Consider the following 19,641-nt stretch of genomic DNA (forward strand, 5'->3'; position numbering starts at 1 on the left):
ATCCATTTATATCCCTTAAAAATACATGGATTTCCAAAAGAATCTGACATTTTTTCCCAAAGGACAAATGAAAAATAACTGCTCTTTTCTTAACCATAATTATATACCCTTTTAATAAAAAAAGTTTATCCAAGCATTTGCAAACTATTAATTTTTTTCTAATGAAAAAAATTCTAATACCCATCAAAGTGCAATTCATCTCCGGCTTAAAGAAGCCGGAGAATTCTTGCACAAAAATGTTAAAGATTTTGTCACAAAATGAGGGTGAATCGGCGCCAACCTATTCACCACTTTTGAGTGACTCGACCATGTCAAGCTTTTTAATCTTGCGTGAAAACATCAGGTTTACGATTATGGACAGGGAAAATGTAATGATTCCAGTAATTAGAAGATTCATAAGAGATATTGAAGGAAGGATATAAAATGAATCCCCTGATGAATCCCACATTATTTTAAGGATGATATAACCTACAGGAAGCCCCAACAGGAATCCGATAGCTGTAAACCACAGGTTTTGTGTCAGCAATAATTTCCTCAGGGCCCTTGTCCTGAATCCCAAAACCTTCAGTGTTGCAATTTCACGTTCGATTTCTGTAAATGACAGCAATCCAAGATTATATAAAACAACCACTGCAAGGAGACTTGCAAAGAATATAAGTATGTATATCAGAAGCCACATTGATTCTGTAAGCTCGTCCCAGCTTGAGGTCATGTCCTTCATTGAGCTGGAAGATTTTATTGCGGTGTAGTTCTTGTCCACATGCTCTTCAGTGATTATGCTTGTTGGAGTGTAGTTCAAATCCAAATCCTCCAATTTATCCTTGGACATTATGAATCCCTGTGATGTAGGGTCTGCATGAATCTTGTCGATTGTTGTGTTAATCCATTTATTGGAGCCCATTATGTGCCATTTGACAGTATCGCCCACATTAACGCCCAGCATATCTGCCATCTTCTGTGATATCGAAACCTCATCATCAGCTATTTCAACTTTGTTCCAGTCATAGTCTGTTGGGGTTACAAGGTCTGTGCCGTCAAGCACCAGAAGCGAACCGGACTTTTTGGCTGAATCCGATTCTATTTCAATGGCTCCTTCCATGAGCTTGTCGCCGTGCACCTCATCTGCCACATCGTCAACAGCAGATTCGCTTGCATTGTCATTGATTATCAGTTTTGAATCGTAATGATTGATCTGGTTAAATTCCCATTCCTTCAAATCATTCATTCCATCATACATTCCGAATGCACATACAAGAAGGGCGCTGCATCCAATTACGCCGACGATTGTCATCAATCCCCTGAACTTGTTTCTTTTAGCGTCACGATAGTTCCAGCGGACATTGAATGACAGATGTTTCCAAAATCCGAATCTTTCCATGAATCCTGTTGTGGAAACCTTAGGTGCCTTTGGACGGATTGTGTCTGCGGGCTTTTCATCCGAAATGTTTTTCACAGCATAATATGAAACCGCCAATGACATCAGCACCATCAATACCGCAATATAGACAAAGTTCATGCTCCATGCAGGTTCCCATGACGGCAGTATGTATGTGGAGCTCATTGACGGATAGAAGAGCTGAGGCAGAGTGATAGGTCCCAAAATCAAACCTAAAACGGATCCAGCCAGAACCAGCCAGAAACCGTATGATATGTAATGCAGGATAATAGAACTGTTTCTGAATCCACTGGCTTTAAGGATGCCTATTTGAGTTCTCTGATGTGCGATTATCCTTGTCATTGTTGTTAGAAGAATCAGCATTGCAATCAGGATGAATACAACAGGGAAAATGTCTGCCATCATCTTGTGCTGGTCCATCTCCTCTGAAAACTGACCTACGCTTGAGTGCTCTGACTGCGGAACAAATGTGCTGTAGTAACCGTCCATGTGATAGGACAGCAGGTCATTGAAGTTTTCAGGTGTGCCCTTAAATTTGACATTCAAAACGTTGTATGACACATTATCTTGCGGAAATGCCTTATGGGACAGGTATGCAAATCCTATTTTGGAGAAATCTGGAATGACAGAAGATGTAGATGCATGATAGACGTATTCAGGAGAATATCCGAGTCCCCTGATTTCCTTTGTGATTTCATAGCCTTCAAACTCAAAGGTAATGTCATCACCAACCTTCAGGCCTTTTGCATCGGCAAAGCTTTTGTCAAGCCATACCCCATTTGAATCGTTGATGTCGAGAGGCTTGCCTTCCATCAGATAAAATTTGGATATGGTATTGTTTTCCACAAAGTGCAGTGTTATTTCGGGGTCATTGTCAAAGTCGGCCACAGAATCCACAACCAGCTGCCTCTCCATTTGTGTTGTCGGGCCCAGAAGGTCAACCTGATATAGGAACAAATCATTTAGGACTGGTGAATAGATCCATCCGTCTGCAAGGTTTGTGTCTTCATAGAACTGATTGCTGTTGACTTCAAGGCCTACTGATTCACCGCCTACGCCTGCAAAAACGAAAACCCCAAGAAATGCCATGAGAAAAATGGATATGAACTGTGTCTTGTGCTTTCGAATGTCTCTCAGCATCTTTTTGAAAAGCACATTATCACCATTCCAAGTCAGTTATCTTTTTCGGATTTTCATTAACTTCAATGCTTTCTATCTGGCCGTTCTTGATTCTGATTACCTTGTCGGCGGCTTCGGCGAGTATTGCATTGTGGGTGACGATGACGACTGTTGTGTTGTGGGTGTTGCTCATGTCCTGCAGCAAGTTCAAGATTAACACCCCTGTTTTTGAGTCAAGTGCGCCTGTCGGCTCATCGCACAAAAGCATTGTCGGCTTTTTGGCCACTGCCCTTGCTATGGATACCCTCTGCTGTTCACCACCTGACAGCTGTGCCGGAAACTGGTTTGCATGGTCCTTCAGTCCAACTGAATCCAAGACTTCCAATCCGTTAATGTCAACGTCTACGATGTCCTTCATCAGTTCGACGTTTTCCAAAGAGGTTAAATTCGGAATAAGATTGTAGAATTGAAATATGAATCCGACATTCTTGGCACGGTACTCTGTCAGCTGATTGTCATTGAAAGTTTCAACATTCTGATTGTTTACAATAATCTGACCGGAACTTACACTGTCAAGACCTCCCAAAAGGTTTAGAAGTGTTGATTTACCCGCTCCGGATGGTCCGAGAATTATGACGAATTCCCCTTCGTCAATCGTAAAGTTAACGTTATCCATAGCTTTTAAAATGTGATCTCCTGATTTGTATTCCTTATTTACATTTTTAAATTCTATGATTGTACTCATTAATACGCCTTCTTGAATTGTTACAAATATATTTCATTTTTATGATATATATAATTTAGGTATGCCTAAAAAATTGTTGGAAATTGTCCCAAGAGAGTAAAATTGACCCCACTTCGTAAAATTATTGTGAGAGTGTAAAATTGCTTTAAACCCATTATATTTAAGTATTTCGATTAAAAAAGGTTTAAATATCATTTAATCCAAATAATAAGCTATGAAGATTAGTAATTTAAAAAACCAAAAATCCATTGTTGAAAGTAGTATTAAAAATAAAAAACCTGAAAAAGAAGCATTGTCATATTCTGTTTACAACAAGAATAATTTCAAAAAGTTTTGCGGACTAAAAGAAGACAAAACTGCAAAAGCACTCCTCAAAAAAGATTTACCATCAGAATTTGATGCCGAGCTATGTGAATTCATTAATTTGTTTAGACAAAAAACAATCAATGAAAAAAAAGAGTGGGAATTCTACATCGACTACGAAAATAATGAGATTATTCACTGTTTGAATGGAAAATCAACAGAAGTTAGTGATTGGATCCATACTGGACTAATGAAAGATAGAAACATTTGCAGCATACATAATCATATTAAAGGAACATATTCCGCACCTTCACCAGAAAATTTTGAAATTTTAGACCATGAATTTGAAAAATATGAAATCATATGTGCCGAAGAAGAATATTGGATTTTAGAAGCAAAAGGCAAATATAAACCAAAATGAGTTAAAGATATGAAAAAAGAAATTAAAACAGAATTTAATAAATGTCATTATAGATTTTATAGAAAAACTAATTCAAAAGAAATATACGATTCCAATAATGAATATTCTAAACGATTATCCGAACTTATAAATAACTCAAATAACAATATAAATTTAAAAAGGAAGGAGTATCGATAAAAATGGAAAACATACATGATGGTTGGAAATTATCCATAAGAGATAGTGATAGACACCGACTAGATTGGGGCAAAGATAATCCTGAAGAATTGAAAAAAGAGATAATAAAATTTTATGAAGAGATTGGAGAAGAAATTGACTTGAAAAAAAAATATCCCGAATTATTCAAATAAACTAATTATTCCAAGAAAAATTCTTTCAATTTCTCTTTATCCATCTTATAGCTATCTATAATTTTACCTCCCTCAAAATGCAGGACATGCGAACATGCCTCCAAAATCAGCTCGTAATCGTGAGTTATTATAAAGGAAGTAATGCCCAAACCTTGAAGATACTTCAAATTCTCACTTACCTTCATCATATTCTTCAAATCAAGCCCACTTGTCGGTTCGTCAAAGATCAATATCTCCTTTTTAGAGGCAATTGCTGATGCTATTGCAACCCTCTGCTTTTCACCGCCAGACAGTGCCATCGGATGAGAATCCTTCAGGTGAATCAAGTTAAGATTGTCCAGAATCTCACATGCCCCCTCCTCATTTTCCCCATCCATACTCAAAAGTACTTCATCCAAAACACTTTCGGTAAAAAGCTGGTGGTTGACGTCCTGCATCACCATATACGATTTCTTAAGCCTTTCCTTTCGGTTCAGTGAGTGATTGTCTAAAATGAGTTCGCCCTTGCATGACCTTTTAAGACCGCACAGGCAGTTGGCGAATGTTGATTTTCCAGCACCGTTCTTTCCAATGATAGCTATAATCTCATTTTTTGGAATTCTGACACTGTCAATGTCCAAAACGCGAGTACGTCCATAATTGAATCTGAAGTTTTTAATTTCCATGAATTCAGGACTGCTGCAGTAGTAATCCGGATGTTTTGCAGTCAGATTATTCAAGTTCAACTGCCTCAAACCGAGATTTCTGTGATTGACCTGTTTAAATTCATCAATCGTCCATTCGTTGTCGATTTTTCCATTCTTAATAAATATGACCCTATCGATGACATCATCCAAAAAGAACAGCTTGTGCTCTGCGATGATAACAGTTTTGCCCTGTGATTTCCATTTTTCTATGATGGCCTTAAAATCCCAGCTGGATTTTGAATCCAAATTAGAGGATGGTTCATCCAAAATCAGAATCTCCGGATTGACGGCAGATACAGATGCACAGGCAATCTTTTGCTTTTCACCGCCTGACAGCTTGAAGATGTTCTTGTCCAGGAGATGACGTAATCCGAAATCCCTAACGACATTATCCAATCTCCTTTTGATGTCACTGGCATCCATGGCCAGGTTTTCACATCCAAAGACAATTTCACCTGTAGTGTCCACATTAAAGAACTGTGTCTTCGGGTTTTGAAATACTGATCCCACATGCTCTGAAATCTCATAAATAGGCATTTCATCAATCAACTCACTGTTGAGAGATGCTTTTCCCTCACGTTTTCCATCAAAAAAGTTTGGAATAAGTCCGTTTAAAAAGCGTGTAAGAGTCGTTTTGCCGCATCCGGACTCACCGCACAAAAGTATGACTTCACCATCACCGATATCCAGATTGATATCCTTTAAATTGGCGTTTCTCATCTCATCATATGAAAATGAGACGTTTTCCATCTTAAGCAATTAAAGCACCTCCGTAAAGATAATAGATATAAACTGCAATTCCTGCAATAGATATTGCCAAAAACAGGTAATCGAACTTGTTGAATTCGACTGAAATCAGATTTGTTCTTTTTTTAGGGTTGCTCAATCCCCTTGTCAGGGAAGCGGCAGACAACTCATCGCTTGTCTTGACTGCACTGATAAGGATAGGTATCATGTAGAATTCCACCATTTTCAGGGGAGATTTCAGGGATTTGAAGGTTAATCCAAATCCCCTCATTTTCATTGCTTTGGTTATTGACCTGATTTCCTCAAACACTGACGGGATATATCTGAAAACGACTGAAACCGGAATTGTAATGTCTTTCGGAACATTGCTTTTTTCCATTGAGGCAATGAATTCGCTTACCTTGGTTGTCATGATTGTATAATATCCCATCATAAGAATCGGGAGCATTCTAGTTGCAGTATAGCTGAATGTTATTAGCACAATAGCTAAAATGCCTGTAGCATTTGGAAGAATGGTAATTTGGAGATATTTTGCAATAACATATGTTAAAATATAAATCACTGCCGCTTTCTTATAGTCTGAAAAAAACAAACAGAAAAATGGAATTAAAACCAGAATTCCACTAACATACATCGGCACGTCATTGAAGACCATGAAACTTATTATAGCGAGAATGATTATTTTTGTTCTTGGATCTATACTGAAATTTAGTTCAAATCCCATCTTTTCCACCTTAAGCAATGCCTGCTCTTTCAAAATGCTTTTTCAATACCAATTTTCCGATGTATGCACTTATCAGACCGCAGATGAATGTAAGAACAAACAGAACAAACAACACATTGGTCTGAAGGAAGGGTGCAACCACATTAACGTAGTCGTTTCCCATGGATGTGCGCATTGCAGACATGAAGGCATCCTTCAAAATGAAAAACGGCAGCATGTTACCCATTATTCCAATGATGAAAACACCATGGCTGATTATGGCGTTTTTAATTGAAGAGTAATTGCCCATTTTAAGGATGCAGTCTGCGATGAATGCACATACTGTGAATGTCACAATAGGCACCCATGTGTGTCCGCTTAAAAACATCACAATTCCCATAATCAGACCCATAAGTGTGACCATTCCGAATTTGGAAACCCTTGTTAAAAACAGCATGTACGGGATTCCGCAAATCAGCGCCGCAAGTATCGGCAATGCAATCATAAGTATCGGAACATATCCAAGCATTCCGAAAATGAATATCAATACAATAATAATCACTGAGAATATACCTACAGTGATTAAATCCTTTACGTTTAATCTTTCACTCATTGTAATTTCCTCCGAATTTAGTAGTTTTTAAGGAGAACGACTATATCTGCCATTCTCCACTTAAGTTTTGTAAATCCACCATCTTTTTGAACAAACCGTCATTAGCGATTAGTTCATCAGGTGAGCCCTGCTCAGCAATATTTCCATCATCCAATACGACAATCTTATCTGCATTTGCTATGGTTCTCATCCTATGGGCAATGATGATAACTGTCTTGTTTTTAATCAGGGCTGACAGTGCCTTTTGGATTTTTGATTCGTTTTCAACATCCAAAAAGGAAGTTGCCTCATCCAAAAGGATAACATTGGCATCCTTAAGAAGTGCCCTTGCAATTGAAATCCTCTGCCTTTGGCCACCGGACAAAAGCTCACCGTTCTCACCGATTACAGTATCATAACCGTTTGGAAGCTTCTGGACAAACTCGTCACATTCTGCAAGCTTTGCAGCCTGAAGAACCTCCTCATCACTTGCATCCTTTCGCCCAATCCTAATGTTTTCAAGGATTGTAGTGTTGAACAGAATTACATCCTGGAAAACGATTGAAAAGTTTTCCAACAGCTTTTCAGAGTCCAGTTTGGCGAGATTTTGACCTCCAAGTGAAACCTCACCGGAAACAGGATCCCAGAATCTTGCAGCCAGTTTTGAAACTGTACTTTTGCCCCCTCCTGACGGTCCGACAAGTGCTGTGACTTCACCCTGCTTTGCAGTAAATGAAATGTCTGATAAAACGTCCTTCAAATCGTCGTAGTTAAAATCAACATTCTTAAACTCGATGTCATAGCCATCCAGTGAATATTCTGTCATGCCGTCTTCAACCACCTGACTTTCGATTTCCTTGCTTCTGAAAATCTTTATGTCCATCATCAGGATTTCAGATAAAAACATCAGCCCGTTTTCCACAGGAGCATAGATTGTTGCAGAAGCTATCAGAAATATTAACAGAGTAAAAATGGATATCTGTGAGGTCATGATTAGATATGAGCCCAAAAGAATCACTGAGACTATTCCCAAGTTTAAAACCACTTTACCTGTTATGACTCCACCTGATGCCATCAGCTCGGCTTTGATTCTGGATTTTTCTATTTTTGATGTCAATCCGGTGATTTTCCCATAGTACTCGCTTTCATGGTTGTATGATTTCAAATCCCTTATCGATTCAATGCATTCCTGCATGGAGTCCCCGCAATCAAGCAGGTCTTCCATTACGATTTCACCACCTTTGTATATGAGCCTTTTTGAGAGGTACAATATTACAAATGCAACAGGCACGACCCACAGAAGTGCTATTGCTAGTCTCCAGTCAAAAATGAACAGTCCAATGGCCACCAATATCAAAGAGATAATGGATCCGAGCAATTGAGGAACAGCATGTGAGAAAACATGCTCCAAATCAGTGCAGTCGTTCATGATTGTTGATGTCAGGTCCACAAGGTCCCTGTTTTCAAAGAATGACAGCGGCAGTTTCCTTAGATTTTCACCAAGATTGATTCTTCTGTTTTCGCTTTCAACATATGTTGTGTTGAATACGAAATGGTACTGTTTCCATGCAAATGCGAAAATGATTCCCAAAACAATAAGAATCAGGACAATGAACATTCCAAGATTAGGGTCGACGATTTCACCGCCCATCAGAGGCTCCACCCACATGCTGATTAACAGAGCATATAATCCGACTGGAAACATCAGGGAAATGTTTAGAAGAGCTGTATATCCTATACCCTTAACCAGATTGTCGGCTCCCTGTTTTGTAAGACCAAATCTTTTTGTAAAATATTCTGATAACATTATGCCACCTCATTTTTAACTTTCCATTGAATTGACCGGTTGAATTCATCCCACATCCTTGAATATAGACCTTTGCTTTCAACCAATGAATCATGGTTTCCTTCCTCTACGATCCTTCCGTTGTCAACCACATAGATCTTATCGACATTCTTGACTGTTGACAGCCTGTGGGCAATCATTATTACTGTCTTGTCCTTGGTAATCTCTGAAATTGCCTTTTGAATCATATATTCGTTTTCAGGGTCTGCCAATGCGGTTGCCTCATCCAAAATGATGATTGGAGCATCTTTTAGAATCGCTCTTGCAAGCGCTATCCTTTGCTGCTGGCCTCCAGATAGATAAGTTCCTTCAGACCCAATAACAGTGTCAATTCCATCAGGCAGTTCCCCAATGATGTCATCGCATTGTGCCAGATGAAGGGCATTCAACACGTCACTTCTTGAGGCGCCTCTGCGACCTATTGCAACATTATTGTAGATTGAATCCTTAAATAAGGTAGTATTTTGGAAAACGAAGGAAATGTTTTCCATGAGCTCCCTTGTTGAAATGTCCCTTACATCAACATCACCTACTTTTATGCTTCCGCTTCCCACATCCCAAAACCTTGGAATCAGGGAAGCTATTGTTGTCTTTCCGCCGCCTGACGGGCCGACCAGTGCAACAGAATCGTTTTCGTTGATTTTGAGATTGACATCATTAAGGATGTGCTCATCAGAGTCCGTCTTTTCATAGTCAAAGAAGACCCTTTCAAATTCTATTGAATGGTTTTTAGGTTTTTGTGGATTTGTTGCTTCGGCTAAGGGTTCCTCATTCAATATAGCTTCAATGCCTTCCATGGCATGGCTTGCAAGCATCCAATCCTGTGAAACTGTCATGATTCTGTTCATCATGACTGCACAGATTGGAGTGAATATGATGTAGAACATGAAGTTTGCAAAGAACCTTACGTCAACGACAGTTCCTGCAAGCAGTATCCCTGCAGGGATTAGCAAAGCGAAAAAACCGTTGATGGAAACTGTAAATGCAGTCATCGGAAGCTGTGTTGAAAGAGAATACTCTGCTGAGAACTTTCCATAGTTTCTGATTGCATCAATGAAATTCTTGAATGAATAGACACTTTGCTGGAATGCCTTTGTAACCGGAATTCCCCGGACATACTCCACCGCTTCACCGTTCATCTTTTCCAGATAGTTTTGGTATTCCACCATGAGGTTCTGTGATTCGGATGAAAACATCGGATACATGAATGCAAAGCATAAGATTATTGGAATGAGACAGACAAATCCAAGCAGCCAATCGAAACTGAACAGCAATATCAAAAATACTATCGGAGTCACGATAGCTCCTGTCAAATCAAACAGTTGGTGTGCGAGAAATGTTTCTGTCTTTGTAGTGCTGTAATCTATTACCTTTCTTAGCCCGCCGCTTGTGTGATTTGAAAAGTATCCTAACGGCAACTTGAGAAGATGCTTCATGGCAGCATCCTTCATGTTCTTTTCGTTTTTGAATGCTGAAAGGTGAGTTCCCATCAAACCGAAAAAGTTCAATGCGATTCCCAAAACGGCAAATGTGAAGGCACTTATTGCATAGATTTCCAGGTTCTGTGCCTTTGTGAAATCTGGAGCAACCGCCAAAAGCGCATTTACTACCTCCCAAATGTATATGAATGGAACCAATAGGCAAATTGCACTTAAAGCGGACAATATCATACCAAGAATGGTGAGATATTTGTAATTTCCAGAATAGTTCAATAATCTAATAAACTTGTTTTTACTTCGAGTATTTGACATGATAAACTCCTTACAATTGATTTAATAAAATTTAGGTTTACCTAAAAATTTAAAATAACCAAAAAAGACACTTCCTTTAAAATTTTTTAAAAATAAAATAAAAGAGTTAATTTAGCTATTAATTAAAAAACAAATTAAATAAACCGATATTCAGATAAATATTTGATTAAAATTAGTATATAAAGTTATTTGAACTGAAAAGTCAAAAAGTATACCAAAAAGACAACTAATGTTTCTGATACTCAGAAGGTGTGCAGCCGACATAATCCTTAAATGCCTGGCCGAATTTGGACGGCGAGGAATATCCCACCATCTTTGATATCTCGGAGATATTATAATCTCCATCTTCAATCAGCCTGCATGCATAATCAAGCCGATACTCCTTTCTCCACTTTATAATCGGCTTTCCATACACTTCCTTAAAGCAGTTCTTCAAAGTTGTTTTGCTGACAGAGTATTTGTCTGCAAGTTCATCAAGTGTGATTTTTCCATCCAAATCACCCATCAAATCATTTTTTACACTTTCAACCATGTCAACCTGTTTTTTGGAAAGGGAAACAGATTCATTTTTAGCGAATTTGGTGATGGAGAAAAACAGCAGAAGTTCTATGCATTTCAATTTAAAGTATGGTTTCTTTATTCTTTCATCAACATCATAGAGCTCACCGATGACATGATCTATCCTTTCATTTGAGCGGATGAGCATATAACCTTGGGACCTTTCCAAATCCTCGTAAAACTCAATCAAATCAATATCCGGAACATATCCCTTAATGTGTTCACTAGCAACATCCACATCCATGAAAATCTCCAAACCGTTATAATAACCCAAAGGAAAATCTGACAATGTCTTTGTCGAATCATAGACACTTATGCACAAATCCCCATCTCCAAAATAGACCAGCTTGTCTTCACCGACCATATATGCATATCTGCCTTTAGAGCAATGATTAATCTGAAGCAAACGGGAAGGCAGTTCCTCTTCTGTAAACACCGCATCATAATTATCAACGCAGATATCGATGAATGCCAAAATGATTCCTGGAAACAGAGAATATGTTTCGAGCTTTCCATAGTTGCCCAAATCAATGGTTTTCTTAATTCCTTCATCATTAATTGTAAAGTCAGATAAGAAAACATTGTCGAATAACCCATAGAGATTTTCATTCATGAGATTAGTTTAACTTCAATATTATTTAAATTTAAAAAAAATGTAAAATAAAATTTTGTTTTAAGCATTAACCTTTTCAAATATTTCACCTAATTTTTCAAAATAAAGAAAGATATAAAACATTTCAAAACATATATTTATATTATAATAAAATTGTACAGGAAAAATGCAAATGTCATTCAATAAAGATGAAATGTTAATAATGCCTGCTGTGGATATCAAGAATGGAAAATGCGTGCAGCTCGTTCAAGGAGAACCTGGAAGTGAAATGGTTGAAATTGAAAATCCTGAACTTGTTGCCAGACACTGGGAGGATTTGGGAGCTAAAAACATCCATGTAATTGACCTTGACGGAACAATAAATGGAGTTGCAAGCTTCGATATCATCAAAAAAATCCTCAAAGAGGTTTCAGTTCCGATTCAGCTCGGCGGAGGAATTAGGAGCATGGAATATGCTCGCCAGTTGTTGGATCTTGATATTGAAAGAATAATCATTGGAACAATGGGCATAAAAAATCCCAAAACCATCGAAGAGCTTTCAGATGAATACGGATCAGATAGAATCATGATTTCCCTTGACAGCAAGGACAACAAGGTCGTAATCAAAGGCTGGCAGGAAAAGATTGACAAATCCCCGACAGAACTCTCCCAGGAGTTCAAGGACCATGGAGCCGGAAGCATCCTATTCACAAACGTTGATGTTGAAGGCCTTTTGGGCGGATTTTACACAGAACCTGTCGAAGAACTTAAAAAGTCCGTTGATATCCCAATAGTGTATTCAGGCGGAGTAACAACAATTGATGATTTAAAATTATTGAATGAAAGTGGTGTGGACGGCGTTGTAATCGGTTCTGCACTTTATACTGACAAGATTGATTTGACTGAAGCTTTAAAATATCAGAAGAGAGGAAATTAAATGAAAAAAGTAATGGCAACCGGAACATTCGACATACTCCACCCAGGACACGGGGTTTATCTTGAAGAATCCAAAAAGCTTGGTGGTGAAGATGCCCGACTTTATGTTGTTGTGGCGCGTGATTCCACAGTCGAAAGGAGAAAGAGAGTTCCGATTGTTGGCGAAGACCAACGTTTAGAATTGATAAAAATGTTAAAGCCCGTAGACGAGGCATATCTCGGTGATGCAAACGGTGACGTGTTCAAGATTGTTCATGAAATCGACCCGGACATAATCACCGTCGGTGCGGACCAGAACCATGACATTTCAAAACTGCAGGCTGCAATCGACAAAAGAGGCCTGAAGGCAAAGGCAATACGTGTTGAAAAATATCGAGATTGCGAGCTTGACAGCAGTTGCAAAATCATCAGAAAAATACAGAATACAGATTTCGAAGGAAAAATAATGGATCATTGTGAAGATTAAGGAGATTATCAAAATGTTTAAAGTAGCTATTATAGGAGCAAGTGGATATACTGGTGGAGAACTTTTAAGAATGCTTTTAAACCATCCTGAAGTGGAAGTGACAGACATCACTTCAAGGCAGTACGACGGCACCCCTGCACACAAAATTCACCCACACATAAGGGATTCTGGCCTTGTTTTCAAAAACAAAAGCCCTGCAGATTTGGATGCTGATGTGGTGTTTACTGCAACACCTCACGGAGCGTCAATGAAAATCGTTCCTGAAATCCTTGATACAGGTGCAAAAGTTGTTGACCTGAGTGGGGACTACAGATACAGGGACACTGAAGTCTATGAAAAATGGTACGGCATGGAACACACCGACAAGGAAAACAAAGGCGCTTTTGGGCTTCCTGAGCTCTACCGTGACGAAATCAAAAAGGCAAATCTCGTTGCAAACCCAGGATGCTTCCCGACAGGTGCAATACTGTCATCATATCCACTGGTTAAAAATGATTTGGTTGATAGAATAATCATTGATTCAAAAACAGGAGTCAGCGGAGCTGGCGTGAATCCTTCAGCAACCACACATTATCCGAACATTGCCGATAACGTTAATCCATATAAAATTTCTTCACACAGGCACATGTCTGAAATCCAGCAGGAACTGAAAGGCTTTGAAGGAGTCAAGGTTTCATTCACACCTCACCTGGTGCCGGTCATAAGGGGAATCCAAACCACAAGCCACAGCTTTTTGAATGATGAGAACACAGACATTACCGCTGAAGAAATCAGAAAACTATATGAAAAGGAATATGGAGGAGAATTCTTTATCAAACTTATGGATGAAGGGGAAATCCCACACTTGAGTTCAGTGAGAGGATCCAACTTCGTGCACATCGGCGGATTTGAAATTGACGAGACCGGAAGAATTGTCATGCTTTCAGCCATTGACAATCTCGTCAAAGGAGCATCAGGTCAGGCCATACAGAACATGAACATCATCCTCGGCATCGAAGAAACCGCAGGACTGACACACTTCGGCCTTCATCCTTAAACAAATTTATTTGAAGAGAGGGGAGAAAAATGGCAACATTGATTATTTATTACTCACTAGGAGGAAAAACAGATTTGGTTGCTAAAACATTAGCTAAACATTTGAATGGAGATTTAGTTAGAATTCATGATATGAAACAACGTAATGGTATTAAAAACAAGTTCTTATCCTCAATAAATGCATTCAGAGAAACAAAAACAACAATAGTTCCTGCAAACGTCGACATTACAGACTATGACACCATATACTTCGGAACACCTACATGGATGGGAAATCCGACTCCGGCAATACTTACAATAATCGACAGATGCAACCTGAGGGGAAAGGATGCAATCGTATTTGCTACAATGGATGCAAACCGTGGAGACACCAACGTCAAAAGACTAGAGGAAAAGGTCAGGATGCGCGGAGCTAGAGTCATTGAAAGCTTTACAATTGCAACCAAAGGCAAAGCTCCAGAACAACTGATTAAAGATACCGAAGCTATAATCGAAATGAAAGATTTGAAAATGTATAGAAGGTAGTTCATATGGCCAATAAAGACAAGACAGAATTAAAAATCAAGGCAATTGAAAACGGTACCGTAATCGACCACATTACTGCAAACAAATCCCTGCATATCCTGAAGATTCTAGGCCTTCCGGACAGTGAAACAAAAAACGTTACAATAGCAATGAACGTTTCATCTTCCGAAATCGGAAGAAAGGATATTGTTAAAATTGAAAACAGGGAATTGGACCATTCTGAACTTAGTCAGATTGCATTGATTGCTCCTAAAGCTACAATCAACATTATAAGAAACTTCGAACCGGTTAAAAAACATAAAATCATGCTTCCGGAAACAGTGACTTCAATCATCAAATGCACAAATCCGAAATGCATTACTAACTTCGCCAATGAACCTATAACACCTAAGTTCAAGGTCATTGAAGAATATCCTCCTGTTGTAAGGTGCCATTACTGTGAAAAACTGATACAGACAGAAGACATCGACAAACAGTTCGAATGAATATTCTAGTACATCAATAGATAATCGGCCAATCTTTTTGCAAGTGCAAGTATTGTTAATATAGGTGGCTTTCCGGGTGCTATTGGCAATACGCTTGCATCACACACATACAGATTGGGAATTTCAGTTTCAAGATTGCTGTCAACAACCTTTCCAATTGCCGCTGTTCCACCAGGATGCGCTCCCCTATACACTGTTGAGCAAATAGTATTCGGGTCAACTCCCGCTTTTTCCAAAATGAATCCTGCAGTGGCAACTCCTTCTGCCAGCAGTCTTATGTCATTAATAGTATTTACTTTATTAACAAAACCGTCGCCACTGACATATCCCTTAGCGTCATCACGTGTCTTGACCATGATTGAGAGAATGTCCTTGGCTTCAATAGGCTGGCCGTCCTCGTTGATAAATGTCGAAAAGTGAGGGGAGAGAACAAAGTTTCTTCCAACCACCAAACCTGCCATCTGAACTTCACTGTTGAAGTTAATGTCTTTTAGATATCCTCCGACAGTTACAAAAGGATCGATGAACAGTTCACGGGCAATTCCAGTAAGGCCTATTCTTTTAAGTATCATCGCAGACCCTATAGCTCCTGCACACAATATTACCTTTTTTGCCTTGATAACTGATTCTTTTCCATCCTTGACATATTTTACACCACATGCTTCAAGATTACAGAGAATGATATCAATTACCTCAGCATCGCTTATTAGTTCAGCACCTGCTTCAACTGCCTCATCAACGAAGTCACGTGCGCTCCATTTTGCATTGACGGGACATCCGAATGCACATTTTCCGCATTGGATGCAGTCCTCTTCACGGATTGCCTTCGGCATTTTGCTGACATTAAGCCCCAATTCCTTGGCGGCATCCAAAAATAGCTGTGTTCCCTGACCGATATGGGAATCGTCAAGTTCATGAACTCCAACAAGCTCTTCGACATATTCGTATTCATTTGTCAAATCGATGCCATATTCATGAAGCTCTTCGTCAAGCGCCCTTACCATATTGGCCATTGAAACGATTGTTGAACCGCCGACACAGGTTGTTGCAAGCAAATCAATTTCAGGAACATATTCATTATAATAGTTGAAAGCCTCTTTTGACTCAATATATGGTCCTTTTTCAACAATAGTGACATTTTTACCGTTTTTTGCAAGCTCACGGGCCAATATGCCCCCACCTGCACCAGTACCAACAATTACAATCATTAAATCACCTTTATTGATATTATATATTTAAACAACTACTATATAAAAAGATATTATAAAATAATGTTTATAAACATCAAAACCAAAATAATAATAGATTAATTCTTAATGAGTGATTAGAAATGGAAGAATATGTTGATTTATTCGAAAATGTTATTGCAAAAACTTCCAAAAAAGTAGATTACATTGATGTCCGTTCTGGAATTGGTGAAACAACTTCCATATTAATGAAAGACGGTAATGTAGATGAAATCAACACAGGAATGAGCTTAGGGGCAAGAATTAGAGTGTTGAATAATGGAGCATGGGGTTTTGCATACACTACAGACTTATCCAAAATTAATGAAATAACCGAAACCGCAATAAAACTGTCCTCATCACTTAAAGGAGACGTGAAACTGAGTGAAACCGAAGCGGTGAAGGACAAAACCGCAGTTGACGTAAGAATCCCTTTCAAGGACATCTCAGTTGATGAGAAAAAGGAGATAATGAAAGAAGCCAGCGATGCAGCCACAATCGAAAAGGTGAACAGTACCACCATCGGATATGTGGACAGCAAAGTGGATGAGCTTTTCATGAACAGCGAAGGCTCACAGATAGAAGTTGAAACCTCAAGAGTCAGAATGGCCCTGAACGCTTCTGCAACCGACGGCGAGATAATCCAGTTCGGACATGGCAGCATGGGCGGAGTGAAAGGGTTTGAGGCAATAGCCGACAGAGACATTGAAGAGTTCGGAAGAAATATCGGTGAAAAGGCTGTAAGATTGCTTGACGCCAAGCCTGCACCTTCAGGCAGATTCCCTGTAATAGCTGACCCTGAACTTACAGGAGTTCTAATCCACGAAGCACTGGGACATGCTGTTGAAGGAGATTTGATTTTACAGAACGACTCCATCCTCAAAGGCAGAATGGGAGAGATGATTGCATCCGACATCGTGAATATCTTTGATGATGCAAGCCTTAAGGAAGGATTCGGATATTATCCATATGACGTTGAAGGAATAAAGACAAAACCTAACCAGCTGGTAAAGGACGGGAAGCTGGTATCACTTTTAAACTCAAGGGAAACCGCCTCACAATTGGGCATGAAATCATCCGGAAATGCAAGATCAATAATATCCGACAAACCTATTGTAAGGATGAGCAACACCTACCTTCAGCCAGGAGACATGACATTTGAGGAACTGATTGAAGACATTGACGACGGAATCTATCTTAAAGGTTCAAGAGGAGGGCAGGTGGACACAGGAAAAGGAATTTTCCAATTCAATGCTGCTGAAGGATACCTGATTGAAAAGGGAGAACTTAAAACCCCTCTAAGGGACGTTTCACTTTCCGGAAACATCCTTGAAACATTGAAAAACATCGACGCAATCGGAAACGACTTTAAATTAAGCGTCGGATTCTGTGGAAAGGACGGTCAGACCGCTCCGGTAGGTGACGGAGGACCTCACACAAGGATAATGAATGCACTAGTAGGAGGAATGGGATAATGATTAGCGACAGAGCAGGACAATATTTGGTTGAAGTGGCACACAAAGCGATTGAACATTACATTAACACAAAAGAGAAAATGGAGATACCTGAAGATTATCCAATTGAATTAGATGAAAATTTAGGAGTATTCGTTACATTGAACAAAAATAATGCACTTAGAGGTTGCATAGGTTATGCTGAACCTATTGAAACTGCAATACAGGCAACAATTGACGTAGCCATTGCAGCGGCCTTCAACGATCCAAGGTTCAGTGCAGTTACAAAGGATGAATATCCGATACTTGATTTGGAAGTGACCGTATTGACAAAGCCTGAAATGATTGTTGTGGCTCATCCTGACCAATACTTTGAGGAAATCGAAATTGGAGTTGACGGATTGATTGTTCAGAAAGGATATTCAAGAGGGCTTTTGCTTCCCCAAGTTGCTACAGAACAGGCATTTACGATTGAAGAGTTTTTAGAAAACACATGCATGAAGGCAGGAATCAGTGCGGACAGCTGGATGGACGAAAGCTGTGACGTGTACAAGTTCCAAGGCCAAATCTTTAAATAGTGATAATATGATGATACCGACAATACCTACGCCTGAAGAGATACTGGACAAGGGATTCAGCCGGGGTAAAAAACAGGCAGACCTCATAAGGTCTCAAAAAATACCGAAACATTTGAAAGGAAAAAGAATTGAAGAGCGAAGAGTGGTGACTTCATGTCAAGTCATAAAAGACAAACTGAAATCCATTCTTGATGCAGTTCCTGAAATCGAAAGCCTTCATCCGTTCTATCAAGACTACATTGACATTACCGTCGGTGTGGACGATATGAAACAGTCTCTTGGAGCGCTCAACTGGGCTTACGGAATCATTACTCAACTTGAAAAGGAATATGGTGCTAAAATCAGAAAAAATCCTTCTGAAAAGGCAACTGCAATTCAAAAGCAGGCATACGGAAGGATTTCCTCAGTAATCCATAAAATCAAAAAGGATTTGGACTTTCTGGACTTTGCAAAACAGAACCTGAGAAACATGCCTACAATCGATTTTGAAGCAGTCACAATCGTAATTGCAGGTTTTCCGAACGTTGGAAAATCAACTCTTCTAAGACAACTGAGCAGTGCCGACCCTCAGGTTGCAAACTATCCTTTTACAACAAAAGGTATACAGATAGGCCACACTGAAATGCACTGGAAACACGTACAGATTATCGACACCCCGGGTTTGCTTGACAGGCCGGTTTTGGAGATGAATGACATTGAGATGAATGCTATTGTTGCTCTTGAGCACCTTGCAGATGCCATACTGTTCATTTTTGATGCATCAGAAACCTGTGGTTTCCATTTGGATAACCAGTATAACCTATTAAAACAAATCGAAAAGATCTTCTCAGACATTCCTGTAATCTATCTCTTCAACAAGAGGGACCTTGTTGAGGATGCAAAGCACCTCAAGCAGTACATTGACGATGAGGAAAACTCAATTTTCATCTCCGCCATTGAAGGAGAAGGCATTGATATAATAAACAGGAAAATCAACACCATCAAGAAAATCGACCGCACAGTTGAAGAAGAAGACGATGATGACGAGTACTACTGATACTTCTCATCACCATTTTATTTTTACTCGTAACTTTTTGCATTTTACCCCATCCATTGCGCATCTTGGAAGCATCGCAAAACAACTATTT

The 19,641-nt window shown here is 39.2% G+C and carries 19 protein-coding genes; 10 read left to right on the plus strand and 9 right to left on the minus strand.

From position 1 onward, the window contains the following. Positions 1-280: 280 nt before the first annotated feature. Complete coding sequence (locus tag Q0W26_RS03035; RefSeq protein ID WP_298522224.1) at positions 281-2,551, minus strand: ABC transporter permease; 2,271 nt, start codon at positions 2,549-2,551, stop codon at positions 281-283. A gap of 4 nt (positions 2,552-2,555) precedes the next feature. Further along, the gene (locus Q0W26_RS03040) at positions 2,556-3,260 is read right to left on the minus strand and encodes an ABC transporter ATP-binding protein (RefSeq protein WP_298522226.1); all 705 of its coding nucleotides are present in this window, start codon (positions 3,258-3,260) and stop codon (positions 2,556-2,558) included. A gap of 214 nt (positions 3,261-3,474) precedes the next feature. Here Q0W26_RS03040 and Q0W26_RS03045 point away from each other — a divergent pair, with 214 nt between their 5' ends. Both Q0W26_RS03045 and Q0W26_RS03050 read left to right on the plus strand, forming a co-directional pair. Further along, entirely contained in the window at positions 3,475-3,984 is a 510-nt protein-coding gene (locus Q0W26_RS03045; protein ID WP_298522228.1) for a hypothetical protein, read from the plus strand. 179 nt (positions 3,985-4,163) lie between these two features. Continuing rightward, positions 4,164-4,334 carry a hypothetical protein gene (locus Q0W26_RS03050; RefSeq protein ID WP_298522230.1) on the plus strand — a complete coding sequence of 57 codons (171 nt, stop codon included), beginning with the start codon at positions 4,164-4,166 and terminating at the stop codon, positions 4,332-4,334. A gap of 5 nt (positions 4,335-4,339) precedes the next feature. Here Q0W26_RS03050 and Q0W26_RS03055 read toward each other — a convergent pair whose 3' ends face one another. From Q0W26_RS03055 to Q0W26_RS03080, 6 genes are all read right to left on the minus strand, one after another. Continuing rightward, positions 4,340-5,779 (minus strand): energy-coupling factor ABC transporter ATP-binding protein, encoded by a 1,440-nt coding sequence (locus Q0W26_RS03055; RefSeq protein ID WP_342765330.1) that lies wholly within the window; start codon positions 5,777-5,779, stop codon positions 4,340-4,342. Beyond that, positions 5,772-6,491: an energy-coupling factor transporter transmembrane component T gene (locus Q0W26_RS03060; protein WP_298522233.1), complete on the minus strand. Its 720-nt coding sequence runs from the start codon at positions 6,489-6,491 to the stop codon at positions 5,772-5,774. Before Q0W26_RS03060 ends, Q0W26_RS03055 begins: the two co-directional genes overlap by 8 nt. Positions 6,492-6,501: 10 nt before the next feature. Beyond that, on the minus strand, positions 6,502-7,083 hold the full coding sequence (locus Q0W26_RS03065; protein ID WP_298522234.1) for an MptD family putative ECF transporter S component: 582 nt from the start codon (positions 7,081-7,083) through the stop codon (positions 6,502-6,504). A 40-nt stretch (positions 7,084-7,123) separates the two neighbouring features. Continuing rightward, entirely contained in the window at positions 7,124-8,869 is a 1,746-nt protein-coding gene (locus Q0W26_RS03070; protein WP_298522237.1) for an ABC transporter ATP-binding protein, read from the minus strand. Continuing rightward, positions 8,869-10,659: an ABC transporter ATP-binding protein gene (locus tag Q0W26_RS03075; RefSeq protein WP_298522240.1), complete on the minus strand. Its 1,791-nt coding sequence runs from the start codon at positions 10,657-10,659 to the stop codon at positions 8,869-8,871. The genes Q0W26_RS03070 and Q0W26_RS03075 overlap by 1 nt, the downstream gene beginning before the upstream one ends. A gap of 226 nt (positions 10,660-10,885) precedes the next feature. Next, positions 10,886-11,830 (minus strand): AraC family transcriptional regulator, encoded by a 945-nt coding sequence (locus Q0W26_RS03080; protein ID WP_298522243.1) that lies wholly within the window; start codon positions 11,828-11,830, stop codon positions 10,886-10,888. A 172-nt stretch (positions 11,831-12,002) separates the two neighbouring features. On the opposite strand from Q0W26_RS03080, the gene hisA reads away from it, so the two are divergent. The 5 genes from hisA to pyrI are packed head-to-tail and all read left to right on the plus strand — an operon-like array spanning position 12,003 to position 15,256. Further along, positions 12,003-12,746 (plus strand): 1-(5-phosphoribosyl)-5-[(5-phosphoribosylamino)methylideneamino]imidazole-4-carboxamide isomerase, encoded by a 744-nt coding sequence (gene hisA / locus Q0W26_RS03085; RefSeq protein WP_298522246.1) that lies wholly within the window; start codon positions 12,003-12,005, stop codon positions 12,744-12,746. Next, entirely contained in the window at positions 12,747-13,211 is a 465-nt protein-coding gene (locus tag Q0W26_RS03090) for an FAD synthase (protein WP_298522248.1), read from the plus strand. It abuts the gene before it with no gap. A gap of 13 nt (positions 13,212-13,224) precedes the next feature. Then, the gene (gene argC / locus Q0W26_RS03095; RefSeq protein ID WP_298522251.1) at positions 13,225-14,247 is read left to right on the plus strand and encodes an N-acetyl-gamma-glutamyl-phosphate reductase; all 1,023 of its coding nucleotides are present in this window, start codon (positions 13,225-13,227) and stop codon (positions 14,245-14,247) included. Between the two features lie 29 nt (positions 14,248-14,276). Continuing rightward, positions 14,277-14,771 carry a flavodoxin gene (locus tag Q0W26_RS03100; protein WP_298522254.1) on the plus strand — a complete coding sequence of 165 codons (495 nt, stop codon included), beginning with the start codon at positions 14,277-14,279 and terminating at the stop codon, positions 14,769-14,771. A gap of 5 nt (positions 14,772-14,776) precedes the next feature. Continuing rightward, positions 14,777-15,256 (plus strand): aspartate carbamoyltransferase regulatory subunit, encoded by a 480-nt coding sequence (pyrI, locus tag Q0W26_RS03105; RefSeq protein ID WP_298522257.1) that lies wholly within the window; start codon positions 14,777-14,779, stop codon positions 15,254-15,256. A 5-nt stretch (positions 15,257-15,261) separates the two neighbouring features. On the opposite strand, the gene Q0W26_RS03110 is transcribed toward pyrI, so the two are convergent. Further along, positions 15,262-16,464: a GMC family oxidoreductase N-terminal domain-containing protein gene (locus tag Q0W26_RS03110; RefSeq protein ID WP_298522259.1), complete on the minus strand. Its 1,203-nt coding sequence runs from the start codon at positions 16,462-16,464 to the stop codon at positions 15,262-15,264. Positions 16,465-16,586: 122 nt separating this feature from the next. On the opposite strand from Q0W26_RS03110, the gene Q0W26_RS03115 reads away from it, so the two are divergent. From Q0W26_RS03115 to Q0W26_RS03125, 3 genes are read left to right on the plus strand one after another with little or no spacing between them, the layout of a single operon-like run. After that, positions 16,587-17,957, plus strand: coding sequence for a TldD/PmbA family protein (locus tag Q0W26_RS03115; protein ID WP_298522261.1), 1,371 nt, complete (start codon positions 16,587-16,589; stop codon positions 17,955-17,957). Beyond that, positions 17,957-18,514 (plus strand): TIGR00296 family protein, encoded by a 558-nt coding sequence (locus Q0W26_RS03120; RefSeq protein WP_298522263.1) that lies wholly within the window; start codon positions 17,957-17,959, stop codon positions 18,512-18,514. Before Q0W26_RS03115 ends, Q0W26_RS03120 begins: the two co-directional genes overlap by 1 nt. A 7-nt stretch (positions 18,515-18,521) precedes the next feature. After that, complete coding sequence (locus Q0W26_RS03125; RefSeq protein WP_298522266.1) at positions 18,522-19,550, plus strand: NOG1 family protein; 1,029 nt, start codon at positions 18,522-18,524, stop codon at positions 19,548-19,550. Positions 19,551-19,641: the final 91 nt, after the last annotated feature.

The organism is uncultured Methanobrevibacter sp., from assembly GCF_947169325.1.
Classification (GTDB): Archaea; Methanobacteriota; Methanobacteria; order Methanobacteriales; family Methanobacteriaceae; genus Methanocatella.

Coding starts and splice junctions, on each gene's coding strand:
- Q0W26_RS03040 (WP_298522226.1), bottom strand. CDS start 3,260: ATGAGTACAATCATAGAATTTAAAAATGTAAATAAGGAATACAAATCA.
- Q0W26_RS03045 (WP_298522228.1), top strand. CDS start 3,475: ATGAAGATTAGTAATTTAAAAAACCAAAAATCCATTGTTGAAAGTAGT.
- Q0W26_RS03050 (WP_298522230.1), top strand. CDS start 4,164: ATGGAAAACATACATGATGGTTGGAAATTATCCATAAGAGATAGTGAT.
- Q0W26_RS03060 (WP_298522233.1), bottom strand. CDS start 6,491: ATGGGATTTGAACTAAATTTCAGTATAGATCCAAGAACAAAAATAATC.
- Q0W26_RS03065 (WP_298522234.1), bottom strand. CDS start 7,083: ATGAGTGAAAGATTAAACGTAAAGGATTTAATCACTGTAGGTATATTC.
- Q0W26_RS03070 (WP_298522237.1), bottom strand. CDS start 8,869: ATGTTATCAGAATATTTTACAAAAAGATTTGGTCTTACAAAACAGGGA.
- Q0W26_RS03075 (WP_298522240.1), bottom strand. CDS start 10,659: ATGTCAAATACTCGAAGTAAAAACAAGTTTATTAGATTATTGAACTAT.
- Q0W26_RS03080 (WP_298522243.1), bottom strand. CDS start 11,830: ATGAATGAAAATCTCTATGGGTTATTCGACAATGTTTTCTTATCTGAC.
- hisA (WP_298522246.1), top strand. CDS start 12,003: ATGTCATTCAATAAAGATGAAATGTTAATAATGCCTGCTGTGGATATC.
- Q0W26_RS03090 (WP_298522248.1), top strand. CDS start 12,747: ATGAAAAAAGTAATGGCAACCGGAACATTCGACATACTCCACCCAGGA.
- argC (WP_298522251.1), top strand. CDS start 13,225: ATGTTTAAAGTAGCTATTATAGGAGCAAGTGGATATACTGGTGGAGAA.
- Q0W26_RS03100 (WP_298522254.1), top strand. CDS start 14,277: ATGGCAACATTGATTATTTATTACTCACTAGGAGGAAAAACAGATTTG.
- pyrI (WP_298522257.1), top strand. CDS start 14,777: ATGGCCAATAAAGACAAGACAGAATTAAAAATCAAGGCAATTGAAAAC.
- Q0W26_RS03110 (WP_298522259.1), bottom strand. CDS start 16,464: ATGATTGTAATTGTTGGTACTGGTGCAGGTGGGGGCATATTGGCCCGT.
- Q0W26_RS03115 (WP_298522261.1), top strand. CDS start 16,587: ATGGAAGAATATGTTGATTTATTCGAAAATGTTATTGCAAAAACTTCC.
- Q0W26_RS03120 (WP_298522263.1), top strand. CDS start 17,957: ATGATTAGCGACAGAGCAGGACAATATTTGGTTGAAGTGGCACACAAA.
- Q0W26_RS03125 (WP_298522266.1), top strand. CDS start 18,522: ATGATGATACCGACAATACCTACGCCTGAAGAGATACTGGACAAGGGA.